The following is a 21,917-nucleotide window of genomic DNA, read 5'->3' on the forward strand; positions in this document are numbered from 1 at the left end:
CATGACGTTCCACCCGCGGCCCGAGCCCGGGGAGCCCAAGCCCTGGGACTTCCCGGCCCCCGAGCGGTCCCAGCTGCCCAACGGGCTGACCGTGCTGCGCAGCCACCGCCCCGGCCAGAAGGTCGTCGCCGTCGAGGTGCTGCTCGCGGCGCCGCTCGACGCCGAGCCCGAGGGCCTGGACGGCGTGGCCACGATCATGGCCCGCGCGCTGTCCGAGGGCACCGACAAGCTCACCGCCGAGGAGTTCGCCGCCGAGCTGGAGCGCTGCGGCGCCACGCTCGACGCGCACGCCGACCACCCCGGCGTCCGGGTCTCGCTGGAGGTCCCCGCCTCGCGTCTCGACAAGGCCCTCGGCCTGATCGCCGACGCGCTGCGCGCCCCGGCGTTCCCGGAGAGCGAGATCGAGCGCCTGGTCGGCAACCGCCTCGACGAGATCCCCCACGAGCTCGCCAACCCCGCGCGGCGCGCCGCCATGGCACTGTCCAAGGAGCTCTTCCCCGCGCAGTTGCGCTGCTCCCGGCCGCGCCAGGGCTCGGAGGAGACCGTCTCCCGGATCGACGCGCCATCCGTCCGCGCCTTCTACGACGCGCACGTACGGCCGTCCACCGCGACCGCGGTCGTGGTCGGCGACCTCACGGGGATCGACCTCGACGCGCTGCTCGGCAGCACCCTGGGGGAGTGGAGCGGCAAGCCCGCCGAGCGCCGCCCGCTGCCCGCGATCACCGCGGACGACACCGCGCGCGTGATCGTCGTCGACCGGCCGGGCTCCGTCCAGACCCAGGTGCTCATCGGGCGCACGGGCTCGGACCGCCACGACCCGGTCTGGCCGGCCCAGGTGCTCGGCACGTACTGCCTCGGCGGCACGTTGACCTCGCGCCTCGACCGTGTGCTGCGGGAGGAGAAGGGCTACACCTACGGCGTCCGCGCCTTCGGGCAGGTCCTGCTCTCCACGCCGGAGGGCACCGGCATCTCGCTGCTCGGCATCAGCGGCTCCGTGGCGACCGACGTCACCGCGCCCGCGCTGGCCGACACCTGGCAGGTGCTGCGCACCCTGGCGGCCGACGGGCTCACCGACGAGGAGCGGGACGTCGCCGTCCAGAACCTCGTGGGTGTCGCGCCGCTGCGCTACGAGACGGCCTCGGCCGTCGCCGGCACCTTCGCCGACCAGGTCGAGCAGTTCCTGCCCGACGACTTCCAGGCGCGGCTGTACGAGCGCCTGGCGGCCACCGGCACGGTCGAGGCCACGGCGGCGGCCGTCGCCGCGTTCCCGCTGGACCGGCTCGTGGTCGTGCTGGTCGGTGACGCCTCCGCGATCGCCGACCCGGTCCGCGAACTCGGCATCGGCCCGGTGACGGTCGTCACGGGCGCCTGACCCCACCCGCCCACCCCGCGGCCCCGGACGCCCCAGCGGCGCCCGGGGCCGCGTGCTGCGCGGCGGTCCCGCCGAGGGTGAGCCGGACCGGCGCCGACTGGAGGCCGGGGCCGGTCGCGAAGGGCCCCCGCCCCCGGCGCCTGCCCTGCGGGGCAGGACGGTGACGTCCGTCACGTCCCCTGGCAGCGGGTCCGCGGCGGAGGCGCGGAGGGTGCGTCGTGGTCCGTGCACACCGACGCCGGCCTGCGAAGACGTGGCTTTCAAGGCAGTTGGCGCCAGTTGGGCGGCAGTGTGGCATCCCGCACAAAAGGCCGGATTTTTTTGGAGCGGCCGAGGGGGCGCGGTTAGCGTCCTCGGGTTGTCCGGCGGAATCAGCCGCCTCCCGCGGCACCGGAGCAACGATCGCCGAGTCCCCGTCGGGCGTGAGCCTGGGGAGCCGGGGACCCACGTAAGTCGTCCCCCTGGGGTGAATCGGGCCCGCCCTCACCGGGGCGCCCGTAGGAGACCTTCCTGCTCCGAACCCGTCAGCTAACCCGGTAGGCGAGAAGGAAGGAAAGGATCTCCGCCTGCCCATGGCGTCATTCACCATACGTACCACCGTCGCCTGCGCCGCCGCGCTCACCGCCGTCACCACCGGCACACTCACCGCCTCCGCCCAGGCCGCGGACGCCGACCGCTCCGCGTTCGCCAAGTGCGCCGCCGTCAGCGGCGAACTGGCGGCCCACCTCGCGGAGCAGGCGGAAGCCCAGCACAAGGCGGCGGTCACCGCGGCGAAGAAGGCCAAGAAGCAGCACGCGGCGCACGTCGCGGACGTGATGAAGGAGCGGGCGGCCAAGAAGGCCGAGGCGGTCAGGGCCGCCAAGGCCGCCAAGGCGAAGGCCGCCGCCAAGCACCGCGCCGAGGCGCGGGCCGCGGCCCGCGGTGGCGCGGCGCACGCCTCGCGCTCGCACGGCCGCACGTCCCTGACGTCCTGGATGCTGCCGGTGCACGGCGGCATCGGCACCCCGTACCACGCGACCAGCAGCCTGTGGTCGTCCGGCTACCACACGGGCGTGGACTTCCAGGCGGCCACCGGCACCCCGGTGCACGCCGTCGGCGCCGGCACGGTCGTCCAGGCCGGCTGGGGCGGCAGCTACGGCAACAACGTCGTGATCCGGCACGCGGACGGCATGTACACCCAATACGGCCACCTGTCCTCGATCGGCGTCTCGGTCGGCCAGACGGTCTCCGCGGGCACGCGGATCGGCCTGTCGGGCGCCACGGGCAACGTGACCGGCCCGCACCTGCACTTCGAGGCCCGGACCACCCCGGAGTACGGCTCCGACGTCGACCCGGTGTCCTACCTGCGCTCCCACGGCGTTCTCTTCTGACGGTCCCGACGGTCCCGACCGTCCTGACTGTCCCTGGCCTTCCCGGCCTCCCAGTCCACCTCCCTCCCCCCACCCGAAGGCCCCGGTTCCCCCCGCCGGGGCCTTCGGCATGCCCGGAGGTGTGTCCAAAAACGCTCCATGAATTCAGGGCCGCCGCCGGAATCGGCCGCGTACTGGAATAGAGTCGCCACGGAAACGCCGGCACCTGCGTTACGCGGAAATTAAGCAGCAGTCGTCGGCAGCAAATGGAAGGAACCGGCGATGTGGGACCGGACGTGAACGGGACGGGCGGCGCGGGGCGCCGTATCTCCGCCCAGGCGGTGTGCACGGCGATCCGTGACGACATCATCAGCGGGCACTTCGCGCCGGGCAGCCGGCTGACCGAGGAGCAGCTCGCCAAGCGCTACGGGGTGTCGCGGGTCCCGGTCCGCGAGGCGCTGCGCACCCTGGAGTCCGAGGGCTTCGTCCGTACCCGCCGGCACGCCGGCGCTTCCGTGGCCGAGCCCACCGACCAGGAAGCCGCGGACCTGCTGGAGATCCGCGGCCTGCTGGAGCCGCTGGGCGCCGCGCGCGCTGCCCAGCGGCGTACGGAGGCGCACGTCAAGGTGTTGCGCGGACTCGTACGGCTCGGACAGGAACGTTCCGCGCAGGGGCAGTTGTCCGATCTGCCGGCGCTGGACGGCTGGTTTCACGAGACGCTGGCGCAGGCCTCGGGAAGCCCCACGCTGGTGGCGCTGCTGACGCAGCTGCGACACAAGATCGCCTGGGTCTACGCGGTCGACTCGCCGGGCCGCGCGGTGGAGTCCTGGGAGGAGCACGGATCCGTCGTGGACGCCGTCGCCCGCGGGGACGCGGAGCGCGCACGCACGGTGATGGCCGACCACGTGGAGCGCGCCACCTCGGTGCACCGGCTGCGCCGCCCGGAGCGCGCGGGCCGCGGTGCGCCCCCTCGGTGAGGAATTGGAAACATGCCGTACACACAGCGAGCGGTCACGTTTAACAGTAGTGCCGTATACAACTGGGAGAATAGGGCCGCACTGTAATTCGCGCGCCTGATTCCGCCGTGTGCCGCGCCGAATTCGACAGCTGCGCGAAAAAACCCGGGCCGCGAAATCCGGTCGGATTTCGCGGCCCGGGCTCACATATCCGGCGACCGGGTCACACGGTCTCGGGAAGCTCTTCCAGGCCCTCGGACACGAGCTTCGCCAGGCTGTCGAGCGCGGCGTCGGCGCCCTCGCCGTCGGAGGCCAGGACGATCTCCTCGCCACCCGCGGCGCCCAGGCTCAGCACGGCGAGCATCGAGGCGGCGTTGACGGGGGCGCCGTCGGCCTTGGCGATGGTGACGGGGACGCCGACGGCGGTCGCGGCGCGGACGAAGATCGCTGCGGGACGTGCGTGGAGGCCCTCGGCCCAGCCGACGGTGACGCGGCGCTCAGCCATGGTGTTGTCCTTCTGGTCGTTCCAGGGTGGTCTAGACCAGTCTGCCACGCCGGGCGCACCGATCCGTCCCTGCCATCGTCGCACCGTGCCGCGCACCCCGATGCCCGTACGCTGGGCCCATGACGACCCCGCCGCCCACGGCAGAGCGCGAGTACCCGGTGCACTGGGAGGCGGACGTCGTCCTGCGCGACGGCGGGATCGCCCATGTCCGGCCGATCAGGCCCGACGACGCGGGCCGGCTGGTCAGCTTCTACGAACAGGTCTCGGACGAGTCCAAGTACTACCGCTTCTTCGCGCCCTACCCCCGGCTCTCCGACCGGGACGTGCACCGCTTCACGCACCACGACTACCGCGACCGGGTGGGGCTCGCGGCCCTCGTCGGCGGCGAGTTCATCGCGACCGTCCGCTACGACCGCACGGAGACCGACGAGGCCGAGGTCGCCTTCCTCGTCCAGGACGCGCACCAGGGCCGCGGTGTCGCCTCCGCGATGCTGGAGCACGTCGCCGCCGTCGCCCGCGAGCGCGACATCCGGCGGTTCATCGCCGAGGTGCTGCCCTCCAACCGCAAGATGATCAAGGTCTTCACGGACGCCGGCTACACCCAGCAGCGCAGCTTCACCGACGGCGTCGTCCGGCTCGAATTCGACCTGGAACCCACCGAGCAGTCCGTCGCCGTCATGCGCGCCCGCGAGCAGCGCGCCGAGGCGCGGTCCGTACGGCGGCTGCTCAGCCCGTCCTCGATCGCCGTGATCGGCACCGGACGGCGGCCCGGAGGCGTCGGCCGCAGCGTGCTGCGGCACATCACCGAGGCCGGCTTCACCGGCCGCGTACACGCGGTGAACCGTTCCTTCGACGCCGGCCTCCCGGTCCTGGAACCCGAGGGCGTCCCCGCTCACCGCTCCCTCGCGGAGATCCCCGGACAGGTCGACCTCGCGGTGATCGCCGTGCCCGCGGAGAGCGTCGCCGAGGTGGTCGACGACTGCGGGCGGCACGGCGTCCTCGGCCTGCTCGTCCTGTCCTCCGGCTATGCCGAGTCCGGTCCTGAGGGCGGCCGCCGGCAGCGCGCCCTGGTCCGCCAGGCCCGCTCCTACGGCATGCGCGTCATCGGGCCCAACGCCTTCGGCGTCCTCAACTCCGCCGACGACGTCCGGCTCAACGCCTCGCTGTCCCCCGAGCTGCCCCAAGGAGGTCGGCTCGGGCTGTTCACCCAGTCCGGGGCCATCGGCATCGCCATGCTGTCCGGGCTGCACCGGCGCGGCGCCGGGCTGTCGTCCTTCGTCTCCGCGGGCAACCGCGCGGACGTCTCCGGCAACGACATCCTCCAGTACTGGCACGACGACCCGGCCACCGACGTCGCGCTGCTCTACCTCGAAACCCTCGGCAACCCGCGGAAGTTCTACCGCCTCGCCCGCCGCACCGCCGCGGTCAAGCCGGTCGTGGTGGTCAAGGGCGCCCGCCACTTCGCGGCCACCCCGCCCGGCCACACCGTGCCGGCCACCCGCATCCCGGACAGCACCGTGTCGGCGCTGCTGCGCCAGGCCGGCGTCATCCGCACCGACACCGTCACCGAGCTCATGGACACCGGACTGCTGCTGTCCTGCCAACCGCTGCCGGCCGGACCCCGCGTCGCCGTGCTCGGCAACTCCGAGTCGCTCGGGCTGCTCACCTACGACGCGTGCCTCACCGCCGGGCTGGAACCAGGCCGCCCCGCCGACCTCACCACCTCCGCGACGCCCGAGGATTTCCGGGCCGCGCTCACCGCCGCGCTGCGCGACCCCGCCCACGACGCCGTAGTCGTCACGGCCATCCCGCGCGTCGGCGACGAGCTGCAGGGGCACCCCGAGACCGGCGACGACCCCGAGCTCGCCGCCGCCCTGGAGCGCGCCGTCGCCGAGGCCGGGGTCGCCAAGCCCGTGGCGATCGTCCACACCGCGCTGGAGGCCATGGGCACCCGCCTCGCCGCCGCCGGCATCCCCGCCTACGCCGCCGCCGAGCGCGCCGTGAAGGCCTTCGCCCAGGCGGCCGCCTACGCCCAGTGGCGGCGGGACGCCGGGACCCCCGGCAGGGTGCCCCAGTTCGACGACGTGGACGAGGCGCAGGCCCGCCTGGACGTGGCGCGGCTGCTCGGGAACACGGGCGAACGGGCCGCGGACGGTGCCCCCGGCGTCACCTTGGACGACGCCTCCGCCGCCGCGCTCCTGGCCCGCTACGGCATCGCCGTGCGCCCCACCCTGCCCGCGCCGGATGTTGCCGCCGCCCTGGACGCCGCCCGCCGCCTGGGCCACCCCGTGGCGCTGAAGACCACCGCCCCGCACCTGCGCCACCGCGCCGACCTCGGCGCGGTCCGCCTCGACCTCGCCGACCCCGACGACCTGCGCCGGGCCTACGAGGAGCTGACCGCGCGCCTCGGCAAGCCCGAGGAGCTGCACCTGGTCGTGCAGGCCATGGCGCCGCGCGGGGTGGACACCGTCGTCCGCGCCACCGTCGACCCGGGCGCCGGCGCCGTGCTGTCCTTCGGCCTGGCCGGCGCGGCCTCGGAACTGCTCGGTGACACCGCGCACCGTCTCGTCCCGGCGACCGACCGGGACGCCGCCCAGCTGGTGCGCTCCATCAAGGCGGCCCCCCTGCTCTTCGGCTGGCACGGTTCCGAGCCGGTGGACACCGCCGCCCTGGAGGAGCTGCTGCTGCGGGTCTCGCTCCTGGTCGACGACCTGCCGGAGGTCGTCTCCGTCGACCTCGAACCGGTCGTCGTGGCCGCCGAGGGGCTGACGGTGCTCGGCGCCTGCGTACGCCTCGCGCGTCCCCCTGCCCGAACGGACCTCGGACCACGCGCACTGTCGTCCTTCTGAACACATGCGCCGCACTAGGATGGTGCGCATGGCGAAGACCGGTACGACCACTCAGGGGCTGCGCGCGGCGATCGAGCGCAGCGGCTACTACCCGACCCTCGTGGCCGAGGCCGTGGAGGCCTCCGTCGGCGGGGAGCCGGTCCACTCGTACCTGGTCCACCAGGAGACCACCTTCGACGCCAACGAGGTCCGCCGGCACGTCACCGTGCTCGTCCTGACCAGCACGCGCTTCATCGTCAGCCACACCGACGAGCAGGGCGCCGACGACACGTCCCCGACGCCGTACGCCACCACCTCCACCGAATCGGTGAAGCTGGAGCGGATCTCCTCGGTCGTGCTCAGCCGGGTGGTCGCCAACCCCGAGTCCTACACCGTGGGCACCCTGCCCCGCGAGGTCGTGCTCACCATCGGCTGGGGCGCCGTCAGCCGCATCGACCTGGAGCCCGCCGCCTGCGGCGACCCCAACTGCGAGGCCGACCACGGCTACACCGGCTCCTCCACCGCCGACGACCTGAGCCTGCGGGTCAGCGAGGCGGGCGACGGCCCCGAGACCGTCCGCCAGACCCTGGCCTTCGCGCAGGCCCTCTCCGAGGCGACCGCGAGCACGGCCGCCTGATGGCCCATCCCGTCCCCCCGTACGAGTCCGCGCCGCTGGATCCCGCGGGCGCGCCCGCCCCGCGCTACGGCACCGCCTCGCTCAGCGACGTGCTGCCCGCGGTGGCCGCCGGCCTCGGTGTGACCACGGTGCCGCCGACCGCGTTGCGGCTCGAACCGGCCGACCGGGTCTGCGTCTTCCTCGTCGACGGCATGGGCTGGGAACTGATCCGGCGCCACCCCGACGAGGCACCCTTCCTCACCTCGCTGCTGGGCTCCTCGACCGGCGGCACCGGGCAGCCGCTCACCGCGGGCTTCCCCTCGACCACCGCGACCTCGCTCGCCTCGGTCGGCACGGGTCTGCCGCCCGGCGCCCACGGGCTGGCCGGCTACACCGTCCTCAACCCGGGCACCGGCGAGCTGATGAACCAGCTGCGCTGGCAGCCGTGGACCTCCCCGCAGGAGTGGCAGCCGCACCCCACCGTCTTCCAGCTCGCCCAGGACGCCGGCATCGAGACCTGCCAGGTCACCTCGCCCACCTTCCAGCACACCCCGCTGACGAAGATCGCCCTGAGCGGCGGCACGTTCCACGGGCGGCTCACCGGCGACGAGCGCATGGACTTCACGGCCGAACGGCTCGGCGCGACCGACCGGGCGCTGGTCTACACCTACTACAGCGAGCTGGACTCCATGGGCCACCGGCACGGCGTCGACTCCGACGCCTGGCGCGGCCAGCTCATGATGGCCGACCGCCTGGTCCAGCGGCTCGCGGAGCAGTTGCCGCCACGCAGCGCGCTCTATGTCACCGCGGACCACGGCATGATCGACATCCCCTTCGACCCGGAGTCGCGGATCGACTTCGACGAGGACTGGGAACTGGGCGCCGGTGTCGCCGTCCTCGGCGGCGAGGCCCGGGCCCGGCACGTCTACGCCGTCCCCGGCGCCGCCGCCGACGTGTTCGCCGTGTGGAGCGAGGTCCTCGGCGAGCAGATGTGGGTCGCCACCCGTGACCAGGCCGTCGCGGCGGGCTGGTTCGGCCCGCACGTGGAGGACCGGGTGCGCGGCCGTATCGGCGACGTCGTCGCTGTCGCCCGGGACGACGTCGCCGTCGTCGCCACCCGCCGCGAGCCGGGGGAGTCCACGATGGTGGGCCTGCACGGTTCGATGACCCCCGTCGAGCAGTTGGTGCCGCTGCTCGAAGTACGCTCCTGAGTCCCGCACTTCCCGCCCGCCCCCGCTGTCCCGCCCCGCCGCCGTCCACCGCCGCCCGCCCCGAAAGGCCGTCGCCTCCTCATGCCTGAGCTTGTGTTCTTCTCCGGAACGATGGACTGCGGAAAGAGCACGCTCGCCCTGCAGATCGAGCACAACCGCTCGGCCCGGGGCCTGGAAGGGCTGATCTTCACCCGCGACGACCGGGCCGGGAAGGGCGTCCTGTCCTCCCGGCTGGGGCTGGAGACCAAGGCCGTCGAGGCCACCGACGACTTCGACTTCTACGCCTACCTCGTCTCCCACCTGTCCGGCGGCAACCGCGCCGACTACGTCATCGTGGACGAGGCGCAGTTCTTCGCCCCCGGGCAGATCGACCAGCTCGCCCGCATCGTGGACGACCTGCGCCTGGACGTCTTCGCCTTCGGCATCACCACCGACTTCCGCACCAAGCTCTTCGCCGGCTCGCAGCGGCTGGTCGAGATGGCCGACCGCATCGAGGTGCTCCAGGTCGAGGCGCTGTGCTGGTGCGGCGCCCGTGCCACCCACAACGCCCGTACGGTGGGCGGCACGATGGTCGTCGAGGGCGAGCAGGTCGTGGTCGGCGACGTGGGCCGTCCCGATGGCGAGACCGGCTACGAGGTCCTCTGTCGGCGGCACCACATCCGCAGGATGACCGCGGCCGCGGCCCGTGCGTCCGCGATCTCGCCGGACGTTCTGCCCGTGGACTGAGTCAGGCCGGCAGCGGCTCGGTGCGAGGGCTGCCCGGTGGGCGCGTTCACGGCGTGGGCCGGGGGTCCGCCGCGCGATCGTGGTGCTACGGGTCGAGGCGTTGTGCTGGTGCGGCGCTCGTGCCACCCATCACGCCCGCATTGTGGTCGGCACGACATCCGCAGGATGACCGCGGCCGCGGCCCGTGCGTCCGCGATCTCGCCGGATGTCCTGCCCGTGGACTGAGTCAGGCCGGCAGCGGCTCGGTGCGGATCACGGTGAACACCGCGCCCTCGGGGTCGGTGACGGTCGCCACCCGTCCGTACGCGGAGTCGCGCGGTGCGCGCAGGACGCTGCCGCCGAGCTGGACGACCTGGCGGGCGGCCGCGTCGGTGTCGGCCACCTCGAAGTACGCCATCCAGTGCGCGCCGCGGTCGCGCGGCAGACCCCGGCCGACGCCGTGGATGCCGCCCACCGGGCGGCCGTCGAGCTGGAGGGTGAGGTAGTCGAAGTCGGTCGAGACGACGTGCTGGGTCTCGAAGCCGAAGACCAGCGAGTAGAACGTGGCGACCATCGACGTCTCGCGGGTGACCAGTTCGTTCCAGACGGGCGAGCCCGGTTCGCCGGAGGTCTCGATGCCCCGGTGGTGCACGGCCTGCCAGATCCCGAACACCGCGCCCAGCGGGTCCAGGGCGATCGCCAGGCGTCCCGCGTCGTCCGCGTCCAGCGGGCCCACGCCGACGGTGCCGCCGCAACCGCGGACCAGTTCGGCGGTCTTGTCCGCGTCGTCGGCGGCGAAGTACGTGGTCCACGCAATGGGCAGGGGCCGGTCGCGCGGCAGTTCCCCGATGCCCGCCACGTTCTTCCCGTTCAGCGAGGCGCGCACATAGGTGCCCAGCGAGGACGGACCAGGGTGGAACTCCCAGCCGAACAGACGGCCGTAGAACTCCTGCGTGGCCTCGACGCCGCGTGCCAGCAGGCTGACCCAGCACGGTGTCCCGTGCGGGTGGCGGTTCCCTACCTCGGTCATCAATTCTCTCCTGGGGAGCGGCGCTCGGGGTTGCGGAGGAGGTACCACAGCAATGCTCGCACCACAGGGCGTGCCGCGTACGGGGGCCGCGCCGCAGGGTCCCCGTGCCGGGTGACCACAATGGGCTTATGCATCCTGTCATTACCGTAACCGAATTGGCCGCGCAGCCGAAGGGCGCGTCAGGCGAGGGGCCCGTACTGCTCGACGTCCGCTACCGGATGGGCGGGCCGCCCGGACGCCCCGAGTACGAGGCGGGCCACCTCCCCGGCGCGCACTACGTCGACCTGGAGAGGGAACTCGCCGGGCCGCCCGGCGACGCGGGCCGCCATCCCCTGCCGGACGTGGCGGTGTTCACGGCCGCCATGCGCCGCGCGGGCGTCGGCCCGGACCGCGATGTCGTCGTCTACGACGACTGGCTGGGCTGGGGCGCCGCCCGCGCCTGGTGGCTGCTGCGCTGGGCCGGGCACGAGCGGGTGCGGGTCCTGGACGGCGGCCTCGCGGCCTGGAAGGCGGCGGGCCTCCCGCTGGAGACGGACGTCCCTGCGGGCGAGGACGGGGACTTCACGGCCGTCCCCGGCGGAATGCCCCTGCTCGACGCCGACGGCGCGGCGGCACTCGCGCGCGGCGGAGTGCTTCTCGACGCCCGGGCCTCCGAGCGCTATCGCGGTGAGGTCGAGCCCATCGATCCCGTCGCCGGCCACATCCCCGGCGCGGTCAGCGCCCCCACGACGGAGAACGTCGACCCCGCCACCGGCCTCTTCCTCGCGCCCGCCGACCTCGCCGCCCGCTTCTCCGGCGTCGGCGCCACCGCGGGCGCCCCGGTCGGTGTCTACTGCGGCTCGGGTGTCTCCGGTGCCCACGAGGTCCTCGCCCTCGCCGCGGCCGGCGTCCCCGCCGCCCTCTACGTCGGCTCCTGGAGCGAGTGGTCCCACACCGACCGCCCGGTCGCGACGGGCCCGCAGCCGGGCTGAGGCCCGGGACTCCCGGTGCCCCCCTTCCCGCCCGGCGGTTCCGGCCCGCGGGCGGGCGGGGGAGCCGGACAGCGCTCATGGACGCGCCTTCCGACGCGCCCCCAGCCGCCGTGAAGTGACGGCGTATCCGGTCAGTCCTGCTTCTTGCGCCGGCTCCCGAAGACGATCTCGTCCCAGCTCGGCACCGTCGCCCGGCGCCCCGGCCGTACCCCGTCCGCCTCGGCCTGCCGGTCGGTGGAGCCGACCAGCCGGTCACGATGGGCGCCCACGGACCGCGGCATGAGGACGTCCGCGTACGCGGATCCCGCGCTCGCGGCGGGCGCCGGAGGCACGGCCTCCTCCGCCTCGGGGTCGTCGGCCACACCGTCGGCGGCCGCGGCCGCCGCGGGGGGAACCTCGGGTGCCGCGGGCGATGCGGTCTGCGAGGGGACGACCATGTCACCGCGGAAGCTCGGCACGGCCTCCAGGAGGCTGGTCAGGGAGTCACGTTCCTCCTCGGCCCGCTCCTCGGCGCCGGTCGCGCGCTCCGGCCGCTCCAGTGCCCGGTCCCGAGGCAGTCGCGCGATCCGCGGCACGAAGGGGTAGCTCGGTTCCGCGGCTTCCTGCGTGGCCTCGCCGATCAGCGCGCGCGCCTCGTCGTCGACGGCCTGGACCAGCCGCCGCGGCGGGTCGTACGTCCAGCTCGCCGAGTGCGGCTCGCCCGCGACGCGGTAGACGAGCAGCACCTCCCAGGTGCCGTCGTCGCGTCGCCAGGAGTCCCAGACGACGGAGTCCTTCTCGGCGCCCCGCAGCAGCAGCCGTTCGGCGACGGCCTCGCCGAGCTGCGGACCGGTGCTCTCGCCCTGGCGCCGTACCGGCGTCTTGCGCGCCCGCTCCGCCATGAAGGCCCGCTCCGCGAGCACGGGGCCCTCGAAGCGCCGCACCCGCTCGACGGGGATGCCGGCGAGCTGCGCGACCTCCTCGGCGGTGGCGCCCGCTCTTATCCGCGCCTGGATGTCGCGGGGGCGCAGATGGCTCTCGACCTCGATCTCGATCTGGCCCAGCCGCGCCCGGTCGTTGCGAATGGCGGCACGCAGGCGCTCGTCGATCGGAAGTGTGTATTCCGTGCTGTCGGCAGCCTTGAGCACCAGTCGTGTGCCGTCGTTGCTGACGGCCACGACACGCAATTCGGGCACGGTTACCTCCCGGGTGGTGCCTGCCGACGTCACGTGCGTCGCTGCTCCCGATGGACGAGTGTGACCTGCCCGGGTGCAGCCTGCCACAACCTTGCTGAGTTTCCCGGCGTGTCGGGCATGTGCCGTGACGCGCCGTTATGGCACGGTTACCTCTTTGCAACGCTGAGTGACCAAAGGCTTCACTCGGCGTCACGTGTCTCCGGGTCGCTCGACAGCACCCCGGGATGAAGTGCGCCGTCTCCCCCCGGAGCCAGGATTTGTCACAGTACTCCATTTGGGCCACGCTGGTGGGGCGCCGCGCCGTCGAACTTTGTGCGGGTCAAGGGAGTTGACCCAGGGCCGTTACGAAATCTCCACAACCGGAAGCCTGGGGACTACTCGCCCAGCACCCGCCGCAGGTAGTCGTTGCGGAACAGCCGGTCGGGGTCGAGTCGGTCCCGCAGCGCGGTGAACTCCCCGAAACGCGGGTACACCTTGGCGAACCAGTCCGCGTCCCGGGTGTGGATCTTGCCCCAGTGCGGCCGGCCCTGATGGCCGGTCATGATCTCCTCGACGGCCGTGAAGTACTCCTGGTAGCGGCTCCCCCGGTACATGTGGACCGCCACATAGGCGCTGTCGCGGCCGGACGCCGTCGACAGCGCGATGTCGTCCGCGGGGGCGACCCGCACCTCCACCGGGAAGCTGATCCGCAGGGCCGAGGAGTCGACCATCGACTTCAGCTCCCGCAGCGCCTCCACCGCCGCGGCCCGCGGAACGGCGTACTCCATCTCCACGAAGCGGACCCGGCGCGGGTGGGTGAAGACCTTGTACGGGATGTCGGTGTAGGTGCGTGCCGACAGAGCGCGGCTGGAGACCTGCGCGATCCCGGGGATCAGCGACGGGGCGGCCTGCCCCAGCGCGCAGGCGGCCCGGAAGACGCCGTTGGACAGGAACTCGTCGTCGATCCAGCCGCGGACCGCGGGCACCGGCGCGGCGGGACCCTGGCTGCGGTTGTTGCGCTTGGTGTTGCAGCCGTCGGTGTGCGGGAACCAGTAGAACTCGAAGTGCTCGTTCTCCTCGACCAGTTGGTCGAACTCCCCGAGCACCCGGTCGAAGCGCATCGGCTCCTCGCGCGCGCTGAGCAGGAAGAGCGGCTCCACCGCGAACGTGATCGCGCTGACCACCCCGAGGGCGCCCAGCCCGATCCGGGCGGCGGCGAAGACGTCGGCGTTCTCCTCGGCGGAGCACGAGAGCACCGAGCCGTCGGCCGTCACCAGTTCCAGCGCCGTGATCTGGGCGGCGATGGAGGCCGAGTCGCGCCCGGTGCCGTGTGTGCCGGTGCTGGTCGCCCCGGCCGCGGTCTGCTCCATGATGTCGCCCATATTGGTGAGCGAGAGTCCCTCGGCGGCCAGGAACGCGTTCAGGTGCTTCAGCTGGACGCCCGCCTCGACGGTCACGGTCCCGGCCGTGCGGTCGAGGGAGCGTATGGAACTCATGCGTTCCGGGCGGATCAGGACGCCCGCGGTGGCCGCGGTGGAGGTGAAGGAGTGCCCGGTGCCGACGGCCTTCGCCGGGAGCCCGTCCTCGGCCGCCTTCCGTACGGCGGCGGCGAGTTCCTCCACCGAGGCGGGCGACACCTCCCGCGCCGGGACGGATCGCACGTTGCCCGCCCAGTTATGCCATGTGGCCTTCCCGGCGGTTCTGTTCGTCGTAGCCATGCGTACGCGATCCCTCCAGCTCCGGCGCCGGCTCCAGCCGGCGGTACCCCAGGAAGGCCGCCACCACGGCGAGCGCCGCGGCGGAGGCGGGTACCGCGAACGCCGCCCGGGCCCCCGCCGCGTCGATCACCCACCCGGCCAGCGAGGCCCCGAGCGCCACACCGACCGCGAGCCCCGTGCTCGTCCACGTCATGCCCTCGGTCAGCTTCGCGCGCGGTACCAACTGCTCGACGAGCGCCATGGTCGTGACCATCGTCGGCGCGATGGACAGGCCCGCGACGAACAGCGCCACGGCCAGGAACGGCAAGTTCCCGACCAGTAGTGGCGGGATCATACTCACGCCCATGGCCCCCACGCCCAGCAAAAAGCGACGGGAGGCCGTCCCGCGCGGTTTCATCAGGCCGAAAAGGACTCCCGCGAGGCAGGATCCTGATGCGTACACGGCGAGGACGAGGCTGGCCGCGGCCTTGTGGCCCTGCTCCTGGGCGAACGCGACGGTGGTGACGTCCACCGCGCCGAAGATCGCCCCGGTCGCCACAAAGGTGATCACGAGGACCTGCAGCCCGGGCGAGCTCAGCGCCGAGCCCCGGGTGTGCTTCGCCGGAGGGTGCGGCGGCGGCTCGGTGGCGCGCTGCGCGGTGAGCAGGAAGGTGCCGATGGCGAGGAAGACGGCGGCCAGCAGGGGACCGGCCTCGGGGAACCAGACGGTGCACAGCCCGATGGAGAGGATCGGGCCCACGATGAAGCAGACCTCGTCCACGACGGACTCGAAGGAGTAGGCGGTGTGCAGCAGGGCCGGCGAACCCCGGTGGATGGCCGCCCACCGCGCCCGCACCATCGCGCCCAGGCTCGGCGTCAGCCCGGCGGCCGCGACGCACGCGAACAGCGTCCAGTCCGGCGCCCCGGTCCGTACGCACACCAGCAGCGCGGCGACGGCCAGCACCGTGGTGCCCGCCGCCGGGCGCAGCACCCTGCGCTGCCCGTACCGGTCCACCAGCCGGGAGACCTGCGGCCCGAGCGCCGCCGCCGACAGCGCCAGCACGGCGGCGAGCGCGCCCGCGATCCGGTAGCGGCCGGTGACCTGGGACATCATCGTCACGATCCCGATGCCGAGCATGGACAGCGGCATCCGGCCGATGAGGCCGGCGGCGGCGAAGCCCCTGGTCCCCGGGGCGGAGAAGATCGCGCGATAGGGACTGGGCAAGGGGCGCTCCTCGGCTTCGCCGCCGATGTACGGGGGTGCGGGTAAGGAATGTGGCTGCTCGTCACAGCTTACAAATGGAGCGCAAGCGATTTTTTGCCGTCACCGGGCGGTGGGAGGATCGGAGACATGTCCGATCACACCGAGGCCGCCACTGCCGCTCCGTACGACGCGCTGCTCCTGCTGTCCTTCGGGGGGCCCGAGGGGACGGACGACGTCGTCCCCTTCCTGGAGAACGTCACGCGGGGGCGCGGCATCCCGCGCGAACGCCTGAAGGAGGTGGGGCAGCACTACTTCCTGTTCGGCGGGGTCAGTCCCATCAACGCGCAGAACCGCGAACTGCTGCAGGCGCTGCGCAAGGACTTCGCCGAGCACGGCCTCGACCTTCCCGTGTACTGGGGCAACCGCAACTGGGCGCCCTACCTCACCGACACCCTGCGCGAGATGGCCGGCGACGGCCGCCGCCGCGTCCTGGTGCTGGCCACCAGCGCGTACGCCTCCTACTCCGGCTGCCGGCAGTACCGCGAGAACCTGGCCGACTCCCTTGCCGCGCTGGAGGCCGAAGCCCTCCCCGTGCCGCGCGTGGACAAGCTGCGCCACTACTTCAACCACCCCGGTTTCGTGCGGCCCATGGTCGACGGCGTCCTGGCCGCGCTCGCCGAGCTGCCCGAAGAGGTGCGCGCCGGTGCGCACCTGGCCTTCACCACGCACTCCATCCCCACGGCCGCCGCCGACACCTCCGGCCCGGCCGACGCGCACACCAGGGACGGGTCCGGCGGCGCCTACGTCGCCCAGCACCTGGACGCCGCCCAGGTGATCGCCGACGCCGTACGTGAGGCCACCGGCGCCGACCGGCCCTGGAAGCTCGTCTACCAGTCCCGCAGCGGCGCCCCCCACATCCCGTGGCTGGAGCCCGACATCTGCGACCACCTGGAAGAACTGCACGCCTCCGGGGCGGCGGCCGCCGTCATGGTGCCGATCGGCTTCGTCTCGGACCACATGGAGGTCCGCTACGACCTCGACACGGAGGCCACCGCCAAGGCCGCCGAGCTGGGGCTGCCCGTGGCCCGCTCGGCCACGGTCGGCGCCGACCCCCGGTTCGCCGCCGCCGTCCGCGAGCTGGTCCTGGAGCGGGCCGCGGCCGAACGCGGCCTCACCCCCGAACGCTGCGCGCTGGGCCGGCTCGGCGCGAGCCACGACGTCTGCCCGGTGGGCTGCTGCCCGGCCCGCAGCCCGCGTCCCGCCGCGGCGGGCGCCGAATGAACGACACATCCCGCCGCACAAGGAGCGCCGTGACCGACCAGCTGAAGGACGAACTCCTGGCCGTGGCCCTGGAGGCCGCCCGCAGGGCCGGGGAACTGCTGCGCGACGGCCGCCCGGCCGACCTCGGGGTGGCCGCGACCAAGAGCAGCCCGATCGACGTCGTCACCGAGATGGACATCGCCGCGGAGAAGCTGATCACCTCCTTCATCGGCGAGCGCCGGCCGGACGACGGGCTGCTCGGCGAGGAGGGCGCCAGCGCGCCCGGCACCACCGGTGTCCGCTGGGTCATCGACCCCCTGGACGGCACCGTGAACTACCTCTACGGACTGCCCGGCTGGGCGGTGAGCATCGCCGCCCAGGTCGACGAGGAGACCGTCGTCGGCGTCGTCGAGGCACCCATGAGGCGCGAGAGCTACCGCGCCGTCCTCGGCCGCGGCGCGTGGGTGGGCGACGTCCGGGCCCGGCCGCGTCCCGCGCCGCCGTTCGAGCAGGCGCTGGTCGCCACGGGCTTCGGGTACGACACCAAAGTGCGCACCGGACAGGCCGAGGTGGCCCGCCGCCTGATCCCGCGGGTGCGGGACATCCGCCGGGCCGGTTCGGCCGCCATCGACCTGTGCGACGTCGGCTGCGGCCGGCTCGACGCGTACTTCGAGCGCGGCCTGAACATCTGGGACTACGCGGCGGGCGACCTCTTCGCCCGCGAGGCGGGCGCACTCACCGGTGGCCGCCCGGGGCAGCCGCCGTCCCCGGAACTGACGGTGGCGGCGACCGTGGGGGTCTTCGAACCGCTGCAAACGCTCCTGGAGGAGTTCGGCGCCTGGCACGACTGACCCGGCGGGTCCGGTCCGGACCCGACGTTCGCGTGCCCGTCGCTCTACGCGCGCAGCGCCGGGCGCGCGAACGCCCCGGCACCTGTCAGGTGTCCGGGGCGCGGCGTTCGGGTCCGGTCGCGCTCAGGCGATCTTGGGCAGCACCTGTACGCCGTGGTCGGCGGCGAGGCGGCGCAGATCGGCCAGTTCGGCTTCCTCGACCTCGGCCAGGAACTCGTCCCCCGCCTCCCGGGCGGCGAGCAGGTCCGACTCAGTGCTGTGTATGCGCTGCAGGATGCCAGTGGTGAATGCGTCCATCAGGTGGCGCCCCCTCGTCGTCGATAGGTGACACAGGGTGTGGGTGTCTAGGGGTCGGTACGGGTAGCGGGCAGTTCTTCGAGGTCCCCGCGGATCGCGCGACGGCTCTGCCACACGTCGGTTGCGAACGCCCTGGGGGCGCGATCGGGGGTGTGCAGTCGTCCTCCCCAGGGCTGCCGGAGCGGAAACCTCCGCAACCCGAAGAATTCCGCGCCCGATTCCCGTCCGCGCCGCGCGCGGGCCGCGACCGGCGCGTACGCCGTGGATCGCGGCGTACGGTGTGGCACGCGTCACGTGAGGTGACGGGCCGCCCCAGGCCGGAGGGCGGTCAGCAAGGCCGCCGGGACGGCCGCACGCGGCCCGTGAGCGCGCTCTTACCGCCGGTTTACGGCCTTCAGGTGCAGGATGGAGACGCATTCGGCCTGCGCACAGGCCATTGAGAAGTGTTCAGGGAAGGAAGGGCGCCTTGCGCGTACTGGTCGTCGAGGACGAACAGCTGCTCGCCGACGCGGTGGCCACGGGACTGCGCCGCGAGGCCATGGCCGTGGACGTCGTCTATGACGGCGGAGCCGCTCTGGAGCGGATCGGGGTGAACGACTACGACGTCGTCGTCCTCGACCGGGACCTGCCCGTGATCCACGGGGACGACGTGTGCCGCAAGGTCGTGGAGCTGGGCCTGCCCACGCGGGTCCTGATGCTCACCGCCGCCGGCGACGTGAGTGACCGCGTCGAGGGCCTGGAGCTCGGCGCCGACGACTACCTGCCCAAGCCGTTCGCCTTCACCGAGCTGATCGCCCGCGTGCGCGCGCTCGGCCGGCGGACGACCGCCCCCCTGCCGCCGGTGCTGGAGCGCGCGGGCATCCGTCTCGACCCCAACCGCCGCGAGGTCGTCCGCGAGGGGCGGCAGGTGCATCTGGCGCCCAAGGAGTTCGCGGTGCTCGAGGTGCTGCTGCGCAGCGAGGGGTCCGTGGTGTCCGCGGAGCAGCTGCTGGAGAAGGCCTGGGACGAGAACACGGACCCCTTCACCAATGTGGTCCGGGTCACGGTCATGACGCTGCGCCGCAAGCTCGGCGAGCCCGCCGTGATCGTCACCGTTCCCGGCTCCGGCTACCGGATCTGATGCGCCGTGGCCACTTCATCGTCCTCGCCGACGACCCCGCCGCGCGTTCCGCCCAAGCCCACCTGGGAGCCGACGCCGACGGCCCGCCGCGGCCCGCTGTTCCGTCCCACGATCCGGATACGGCTCACCCTGCTCTACGGCGGCATGTTTTTGATCGCCGGTGTCGTATTGCTGTGGATCATCTACCTGCTGGCCGCACAGGCCCTGCACGACGGCAATATGCTGCCCTTCCGGCTGGTGAGCGGCCAGGTGCGCACCACGACGGCCAGCTGCCAGCTGCCGCGCGAGGGGTCGAGCGACCAGTTCACCGTCGCCATCAACGCCTGCATGTCGTACCAGCGCGAGGCCGCTCTCGACACCCTGCTGCGCCGGTCGCTGTTCGCGCTGGTGGGTCTCGCCGTCCTGGCCTTCGCCTTCGGATACCTGCTGGCGGGCCGTGTCCTGTACCCGCTGGGCAGGATCACCCGCACCGCGCAGGCCGTGGTCTCCTCCGACCTCAAGCGCCGCATCCACCTGGACGGTCCGGACGACGAGCTCAAGGAGCTCGCGGACACCTTCGACGAGATGCTGGAGCGGCTGGAGCGGTCCTTCGACGCGCAGCGCCGGTTCGTGTCCAACGCCTCCCATGAGCTGCGGACCCCGCTGGCGATCAACCGGACCCTGCTGGAGGTCCAGCTGTCCGACACCGCGGCCGGCCCGGAGGTCCAGCAGCTCGGGAAGACCCTGCTGGCCACCAACACGCGCAGCGAGCAGCTCGTGGAGGGCCTTCTGCTGCTCGCCCGCAGCGACAACGAGATCGTGGACCGCAAGCCCGTGGACGTGGCCGAGGCGGCCTCCCAGGCCCTGGAGCAGACCCGCAGCGAGGCCGACGCCAAGGGCGTGGCGCTCCGCAGGGAGCTGCACCCGGCGGTGGTCCAGGGCAATGGCGTGCTGCTGGAGCGGATCGCGCTCAACCTCGTGCAGAACGCCGTCCGCTACAACGTCCCCGAGAACGGCTGGGTCGAGGCCACCACGGGCCTGGAACCGGGCCTCGCGGTCCTGACGGTCTCCAACACCGGCCCGGTGGTCCCGGCCTACGAGATCGACAACCTCTTCGAGCCGTTCCGGCGGCTGCGCACCGAGCGCACCGGGAGCGACAAGGGCGTGGGACTCGGCCTGTCCATCGCGCGATCGGTGGCGCGGGCCCACGGAGGCACCATCTCGGCGGTGCCGCGCGAGGGAGGCGGCCTGGTCATGCGGGTTGCGATCCCTGTCTGACGCATCCCGGAACCATCCCGCGACACCCCCGGGGTCGTGTTCGCTTTGCGCTGAATTTTGCGGTCTGATCCCGGCGGCGGCATGCTGTGAGCGATTGCACATACGATTCCGGCCGCGGGTACGCTCCGTGATCGCAAGTCCGGGAAAAGAGCGGAAAAATCCATGTTTCCGCAGGTCATGATCACGGGAAGTACACGTGGAGGCGTGAGCAAGGTGCGACAACACGGCCCTTTCCGGTCATGACCGGCAGTGGATCCGATCACCTCTTCGGAGGTGCGGTTGGGTGTCGATTGAGTAACGGCACTTGATGTAAGGCAAAATCTCCGCTTCGGGCCGGGCACAAGAACGGCCTCCCATGCGTTACGTGCGCTGGAGACACCGCAGACACCCAAAGGGGGAGAGCGATACATGGCTACTGATTACGACACACCACGCAAGACCGACGATGACGTCAACGAAGACAGCATCGAGGAACTCAAGGCCCGCAGGAACGACAAGTCCACCTCCACGGTGGACGTCGACGAGTTCGACCAGGCCGAAGGCCTCGAACTGCCCGGCGCCGACCTTTCCAACGAGGAGCTCTCGGTCCGGGTCCTGCCCCGGCAGGCCGACGAGTTCACCTGCATGAGCTGCTTCCTTGTGCACCACCGCAGCCAGCTGGCCTCGGAGAAGAACGGCAACCCGATCTGCCGCGACTGCGCGGCCTGACGGGACACCGGGATCGTGGACAGCGACGACGAGCGAGGCCGCGCGGCCTCGCTCGCGGGCGCATCGGAGGAACCGGCGGGCGACAGCGCCCTGCCCGGGCCTCCGAGCCGTGCCGCCCGCGGACGTGCTCGCGCCAGGGCGGCACTGTCGACCCTCGCCGAGGGTTTCCTCGAGACGGCCCCGCGGATACCCGTACGGGATCTGGAGACGCTCCGCCGGCAGTTCCCCGGGCTGGGGCCCGAGGAGCTGGCGGACAAGCTCGTGAGCGCCGCCACGATGGGCACCGCGACGGTCGGCGCCGGCATCGGCGCCGCCGCGATGCTGCCCAATCCGCCCGCCATGCCCGCCGAACTGGCGAGCGAGACGATCGGGGTCGCCCTGATCGAGTACAAGCTCATCGCCGAGCTGCACGAGGTCTACGGGCTGCGCGCCCCGGGCACGCTGCGGCAGCGCGCGATGATGTACATCGCCGAGTGGACCGAGCGACGCGGCATCGACTTCTCCAAGCCGTCCACGCTGAACGTGGCGCTCGGCGGCCGGATGAAGCGCGAGCTGCGCCAGCAGCTCATGAAGCGCACCATGCGCAATCTGCCGACGCTGACCCCGTTCATGGTCGGCGCGGCCGTCGGCGCGGTGATGAACCGGCGCGACACCAGGAAACTCGCGGAGCAGATCCGCAAGGACCTCCGCGAGCGGCAGGTGCCCTGGGCCCTGCTCGCCGCAGAGGAGCCGCCGTCCGCCCTGGAAGCCGGGGAGCCTGGCGAGTCCGGCAGGCGCGGGGAGCTGCCGGGGAAATCCATCGGCCAGGACGACTGAGGCCGCCCGG

At 72.7% G+C, this 21,917-nt stretch carries 20 protein-coding genes and 1 riboswitch; of the genes, 14 read left to right on the top strand and 6 right to left on the bottom strand.

Annotated elements, in window-relative coordinates; genetic code table 11:
- Position 1: 1 nt before the first annotated feature.
- The 3 genes from ACFWVC_RS19790 to ACFWVC_RS19800 all read left to right on the top strand — a co-directional run bounded on the left by ACFWVC_RS19790 (position 2) and on the right by ACFWVC_RS19800 (position 3,698).
- Positions 2-1,372, top strand: coding sequence for a M16 family metallopeptidase (locus ACFWVC_RS19790; protein ID WP_384287449.1), 1,371 nt, complete (start codon positions 2-4; stop codon positions 1,370-1,372).
- A 393-nt stretch (positions 1,373-1,765) separates the two neighbouring features.
- A riboswitch (cyclic di-AMP (ydaO/yuaA leader) is annotated at positions 1,766-1,929 on the top strand.
- A 15-nt stretch (positions 1,930-1,944) separates the two neighbouring features.
- On the top strand, positions 1,945-2,742 hold the full coding sequence (locus ACFWVC_RS19795; protein WP_384287194.1) for a M23 family metallopeptidase: 798 nt from the start codon (positions 1,945-1,947) through the stop codon (positions 2,740-2,742).
- A gap of 245 nt (positions 2,743-2,987) precedes the next feature.
- Complete coding sequence (locus ACFWVC_RS19800) at positions 2,988-3,698, top strand: GntR family transcriptional regulator (RefSeq protein ID WP_384287196.1); 711 nt, start codon at positions 2,988-2,990, stop codon at positions 3,696-3,698.
- Between the two features lie 202 nt (positions 3,699-3,900).
- Here the strand turns inward: ACFWVC_RS19800 and ACFWVC_RS19805 are convergent, their stop codons facing one another.
- Positions 3,901-4,182, bottom strand: coding sequence for an HPr family phosphocarrier protein (locus tag ACFWVC_RS19805; RefSeq protein WP_384287198.1), 282 nt, complete (start codon positions 4,180-4,182; stop codon positions 3,901-3,903).
- 119 nt (positions 4,183-4,301) lie between these two features.
- Between ACFWVC_RS19805 and ACFWVC_RS19810 the strand changes: the two genes are divergently transcribed.
- The 4 genes from ACFWVC_RS19810 (at position 4,302) to ACFWVC_RS19825 (ending at position 9,563) form a co-directional block, all read left to right on the top strand.
- Positions 4,302-7,031 carry a GNAT family N-acetyltransferase gene (locus ACFWVC_RS19810; protein ID WP_384287200.1) on the top strand — a complete coding sequence of 910 codons (2,730 nt, stop codon included), beginning with the start codon at positions 4,302-4,304 and terminating at the stop codon, positions 7,029-7,031.
- A gap of 28 nt (positions 7,032-7,059) precedes the next feature.
- On the top strand, positions 7,060-7,647 hold the full coding sequence (locus ACFWVC_RS19815) for a DUF5998 family protein (protein WP_319659120.1): 588 nt from the start codon (positions 7,060-7,062) through the stop codon (positions 7,645-7,647).
- Positions 7,647-8,837, top strand: a complete 1,191-nt coding sequence (locus tag ACFWVC_RS19820) for an alkaline phosphatase family protein (protein ID WP_384287203.1) — start codon at positions 7,647-7,649, stop codon at positions 8,835-8,837. The genes ACFWVC_RS19815 and ACFWVC_RS19820 overlap by 1 nt, the downstream gene beginning before the upstream one ends.
- Before the next feature lie 81 nt (positions 8,838-8,918).
- Positions 8,919-9,563 (top strand): thymidine kinase, encoded by a 645-nt coding sequence (locus ACFWVC_RS19825; RefSeq protein WP_384287205.1) that lies wholly within the window; start codon positions 8,919-8,921, stop codon positions 9,561-9,563.
- Between the two features lie 226 nt (positions 9,564-9,789).
- Here the strand turns inward: ACFWVC_RS19825 and ACFWVC_RS19830 are convergent, their stop codons facing one another.
- The gene (locus ACFWVC_RS19830) at positions 9,790-10,572 is read right to left on the bottom strand and encodes a VOC family protein (protein ID WP_384287207.1); all 783 of its coding nucleotides are present in this window, start codon (positions 10,570-10,572) and stop codon (positions 9,790-9,792) included.
- Between the two features lie 128 nt (positions 10,573-10,700).
- Here ACFWVC_RS19830 and ACFWVC_RS19835 point away from each other — a divergent pair, with 128 nt between their 5' ends.
- Entirely contained in the window at positions 10,701-11,543 is an 843-nt protein-coding gene (locus ACFWVC_RS19835) for a sulfurtransferase (RefSeq protein WP_384287209.1), read from the top strand.
- A 131-nt stretch (positions 11,544-11,674) separates the two neighbouring features.
- Here the strand turns inward: ACFWVC_RS19835 and sepH are convergent, their stop codons facing one another.
- From sepH to ACFWVC_RS19850, 3 genes are all read right to left on the bottom strand, one after another.
- Positions 11,675-12,751, bottom strand: coding sequence for a septation protein SepH (sepH, locus tag ACFWVC_RS19840; protein ID WP_384287211.1), 1,077 nt, complete (start codon positions 12,749-12,751; stop codon positions 11,675-11,677).
- Between the two features lie 341 nt (positions 12,752-13,092).
- On the bottom strand, positions 13,093-14,415 hold the full coding sequence (locus ACFWVC_RS19845) for a D-arabinono-1,4-lactone oxidase (protein ID WP_384287214.1): 1,323 nt from the start codon (positions 14,413-14,415) through the stop codon (positions 13,093-13,095).
- Positions 14,372-15,619, bottom strand: coding sequence for an MFS transporter (locus ACFWVC_RS19850; protein ID WP_384287217.1), 1,248 nt, complete (start codon positions 15,617-15,619; stop codon positions 14,372-14,374). The genes ACFWVC_RS19845 and ACFWVC_RS19850 overlap by 44 nt, the downstream gene beginning before the upstream one ends.
- A 126-nt stretch (positions 15,620-15,745) precedes the next feature.
- On the opposite strand from ACFWVC_RS19850, the gene ACFWVC_RS19855 reads away from it, so the two are divergent.
- Together ACFWVC_RS19855 and ACFWVC_RS19860 are read left to right on the top strand one after the other, a co-directional pair.
- The gene (locus ACFWVC_RS19855; protein WP_384287218.1) at positions 15,746-16,879 is read left to right on the top strand and encodes a ferrochelatase; all 1,134 of its coding nucleotides are present in this window, start codon (positions 15,746-15,748) and stop codon (positions 16,877-16,879) included.
- Positions 16,876-17,709: an inositol monophosphatase family protein gene (locus tag ACFWVC_RS19860; RefSeq protein WP_384287221.1), complete on the top strand. Its 834-nt coding sequence runs from the start codon at positions 16,876-16,878 to the stop codon at positions 17,707-17,709. The genes ACFWVC_RS19855 and ACFWVC_RS19860 overlap by 4 nt, the downstream gene beginning before the upstream one ends.
- A gap of 123 nt (positions 17,710-17,832) precedes the next feature.
- On the opposite strand, the gene ACFWVC_RS19865 is transcribed toward ACFWVC_RS19860, so the two are convergent.
- Positions 17,833-18,006, bottom strand: coding sequence for a hypothetical protein (locus tag ACFWVC_RS19865; protein WP_319659104.1), 174 nt, complete (start codon positions 18,004-18,006; stop codon positions 17,833-17,835).
- Between the two features lie 466 nt (positions 18,007-18,472).
- On the opposite strand from ACFWVC_RS19865, the gene ACFWVC_RS19870 reads away from it, so the two are divergent.
- From ACFWVC_RS19870 to ACFWVC_RS19885, 4 genes are all read left to right on the top strand, one after another.
- On the top strand, positions 18,473-19,126 hold the full coding sequence (locus tag ACFWVC_RS19870) for a response regulator transcription factor (protein WP_384287224.1): 654 nt from the start codon (positions 18,473-18,475) through the stop codon (positions 19,124-19,126).
- Between the two features lie 6 nt (positions 19,127-19,132).
- Positions 19,133-20,383, top strand: a complete 1,251-nt coding sequence (locus tag ACFWVC_RS19875) for a sensor histidine kinase (RefSeq protein WP_384287226.1) — start codon at positions 19,133-19,135, stop codon at positions 20,381-20,383.
- A 408-nt stretch (positions 20,384-20,791) separates the two neighbouring features.
- Positions 20,792-21,091, top strand: coding sequence for a DUF4193 domain-containing protein (locus ACFWVC_RS19880; RefSeq protein WP_384287228.1), 300 nt, complete (start codon positions 20,792-20,794; stop codon positions 21,089-21,091).
- Positions 21,092-21,106: 15 nt separating this feature from the next.
- On the top strand, positions 21,107-21,907 hold the full coding sequence (locus ACFWVC_RS19885) for a hypothetical protein (RefSeq protein WP_384287232.1): 801 nt from the start codon (positions 21,107-21,109) through the stop codon (positions 21,905-21,907).
- Positions 21,908-21,917: the final 10 nt, after the last annotated feature.

Source organism: Streptomyces sp. NPDC058691, assembly GCF_042714775.1.
Lineage (GTDB): Bacteria > Actinomycetota > Actinomycetes > Streptomycetales > Streptomycetaceae > Actinacidiphila.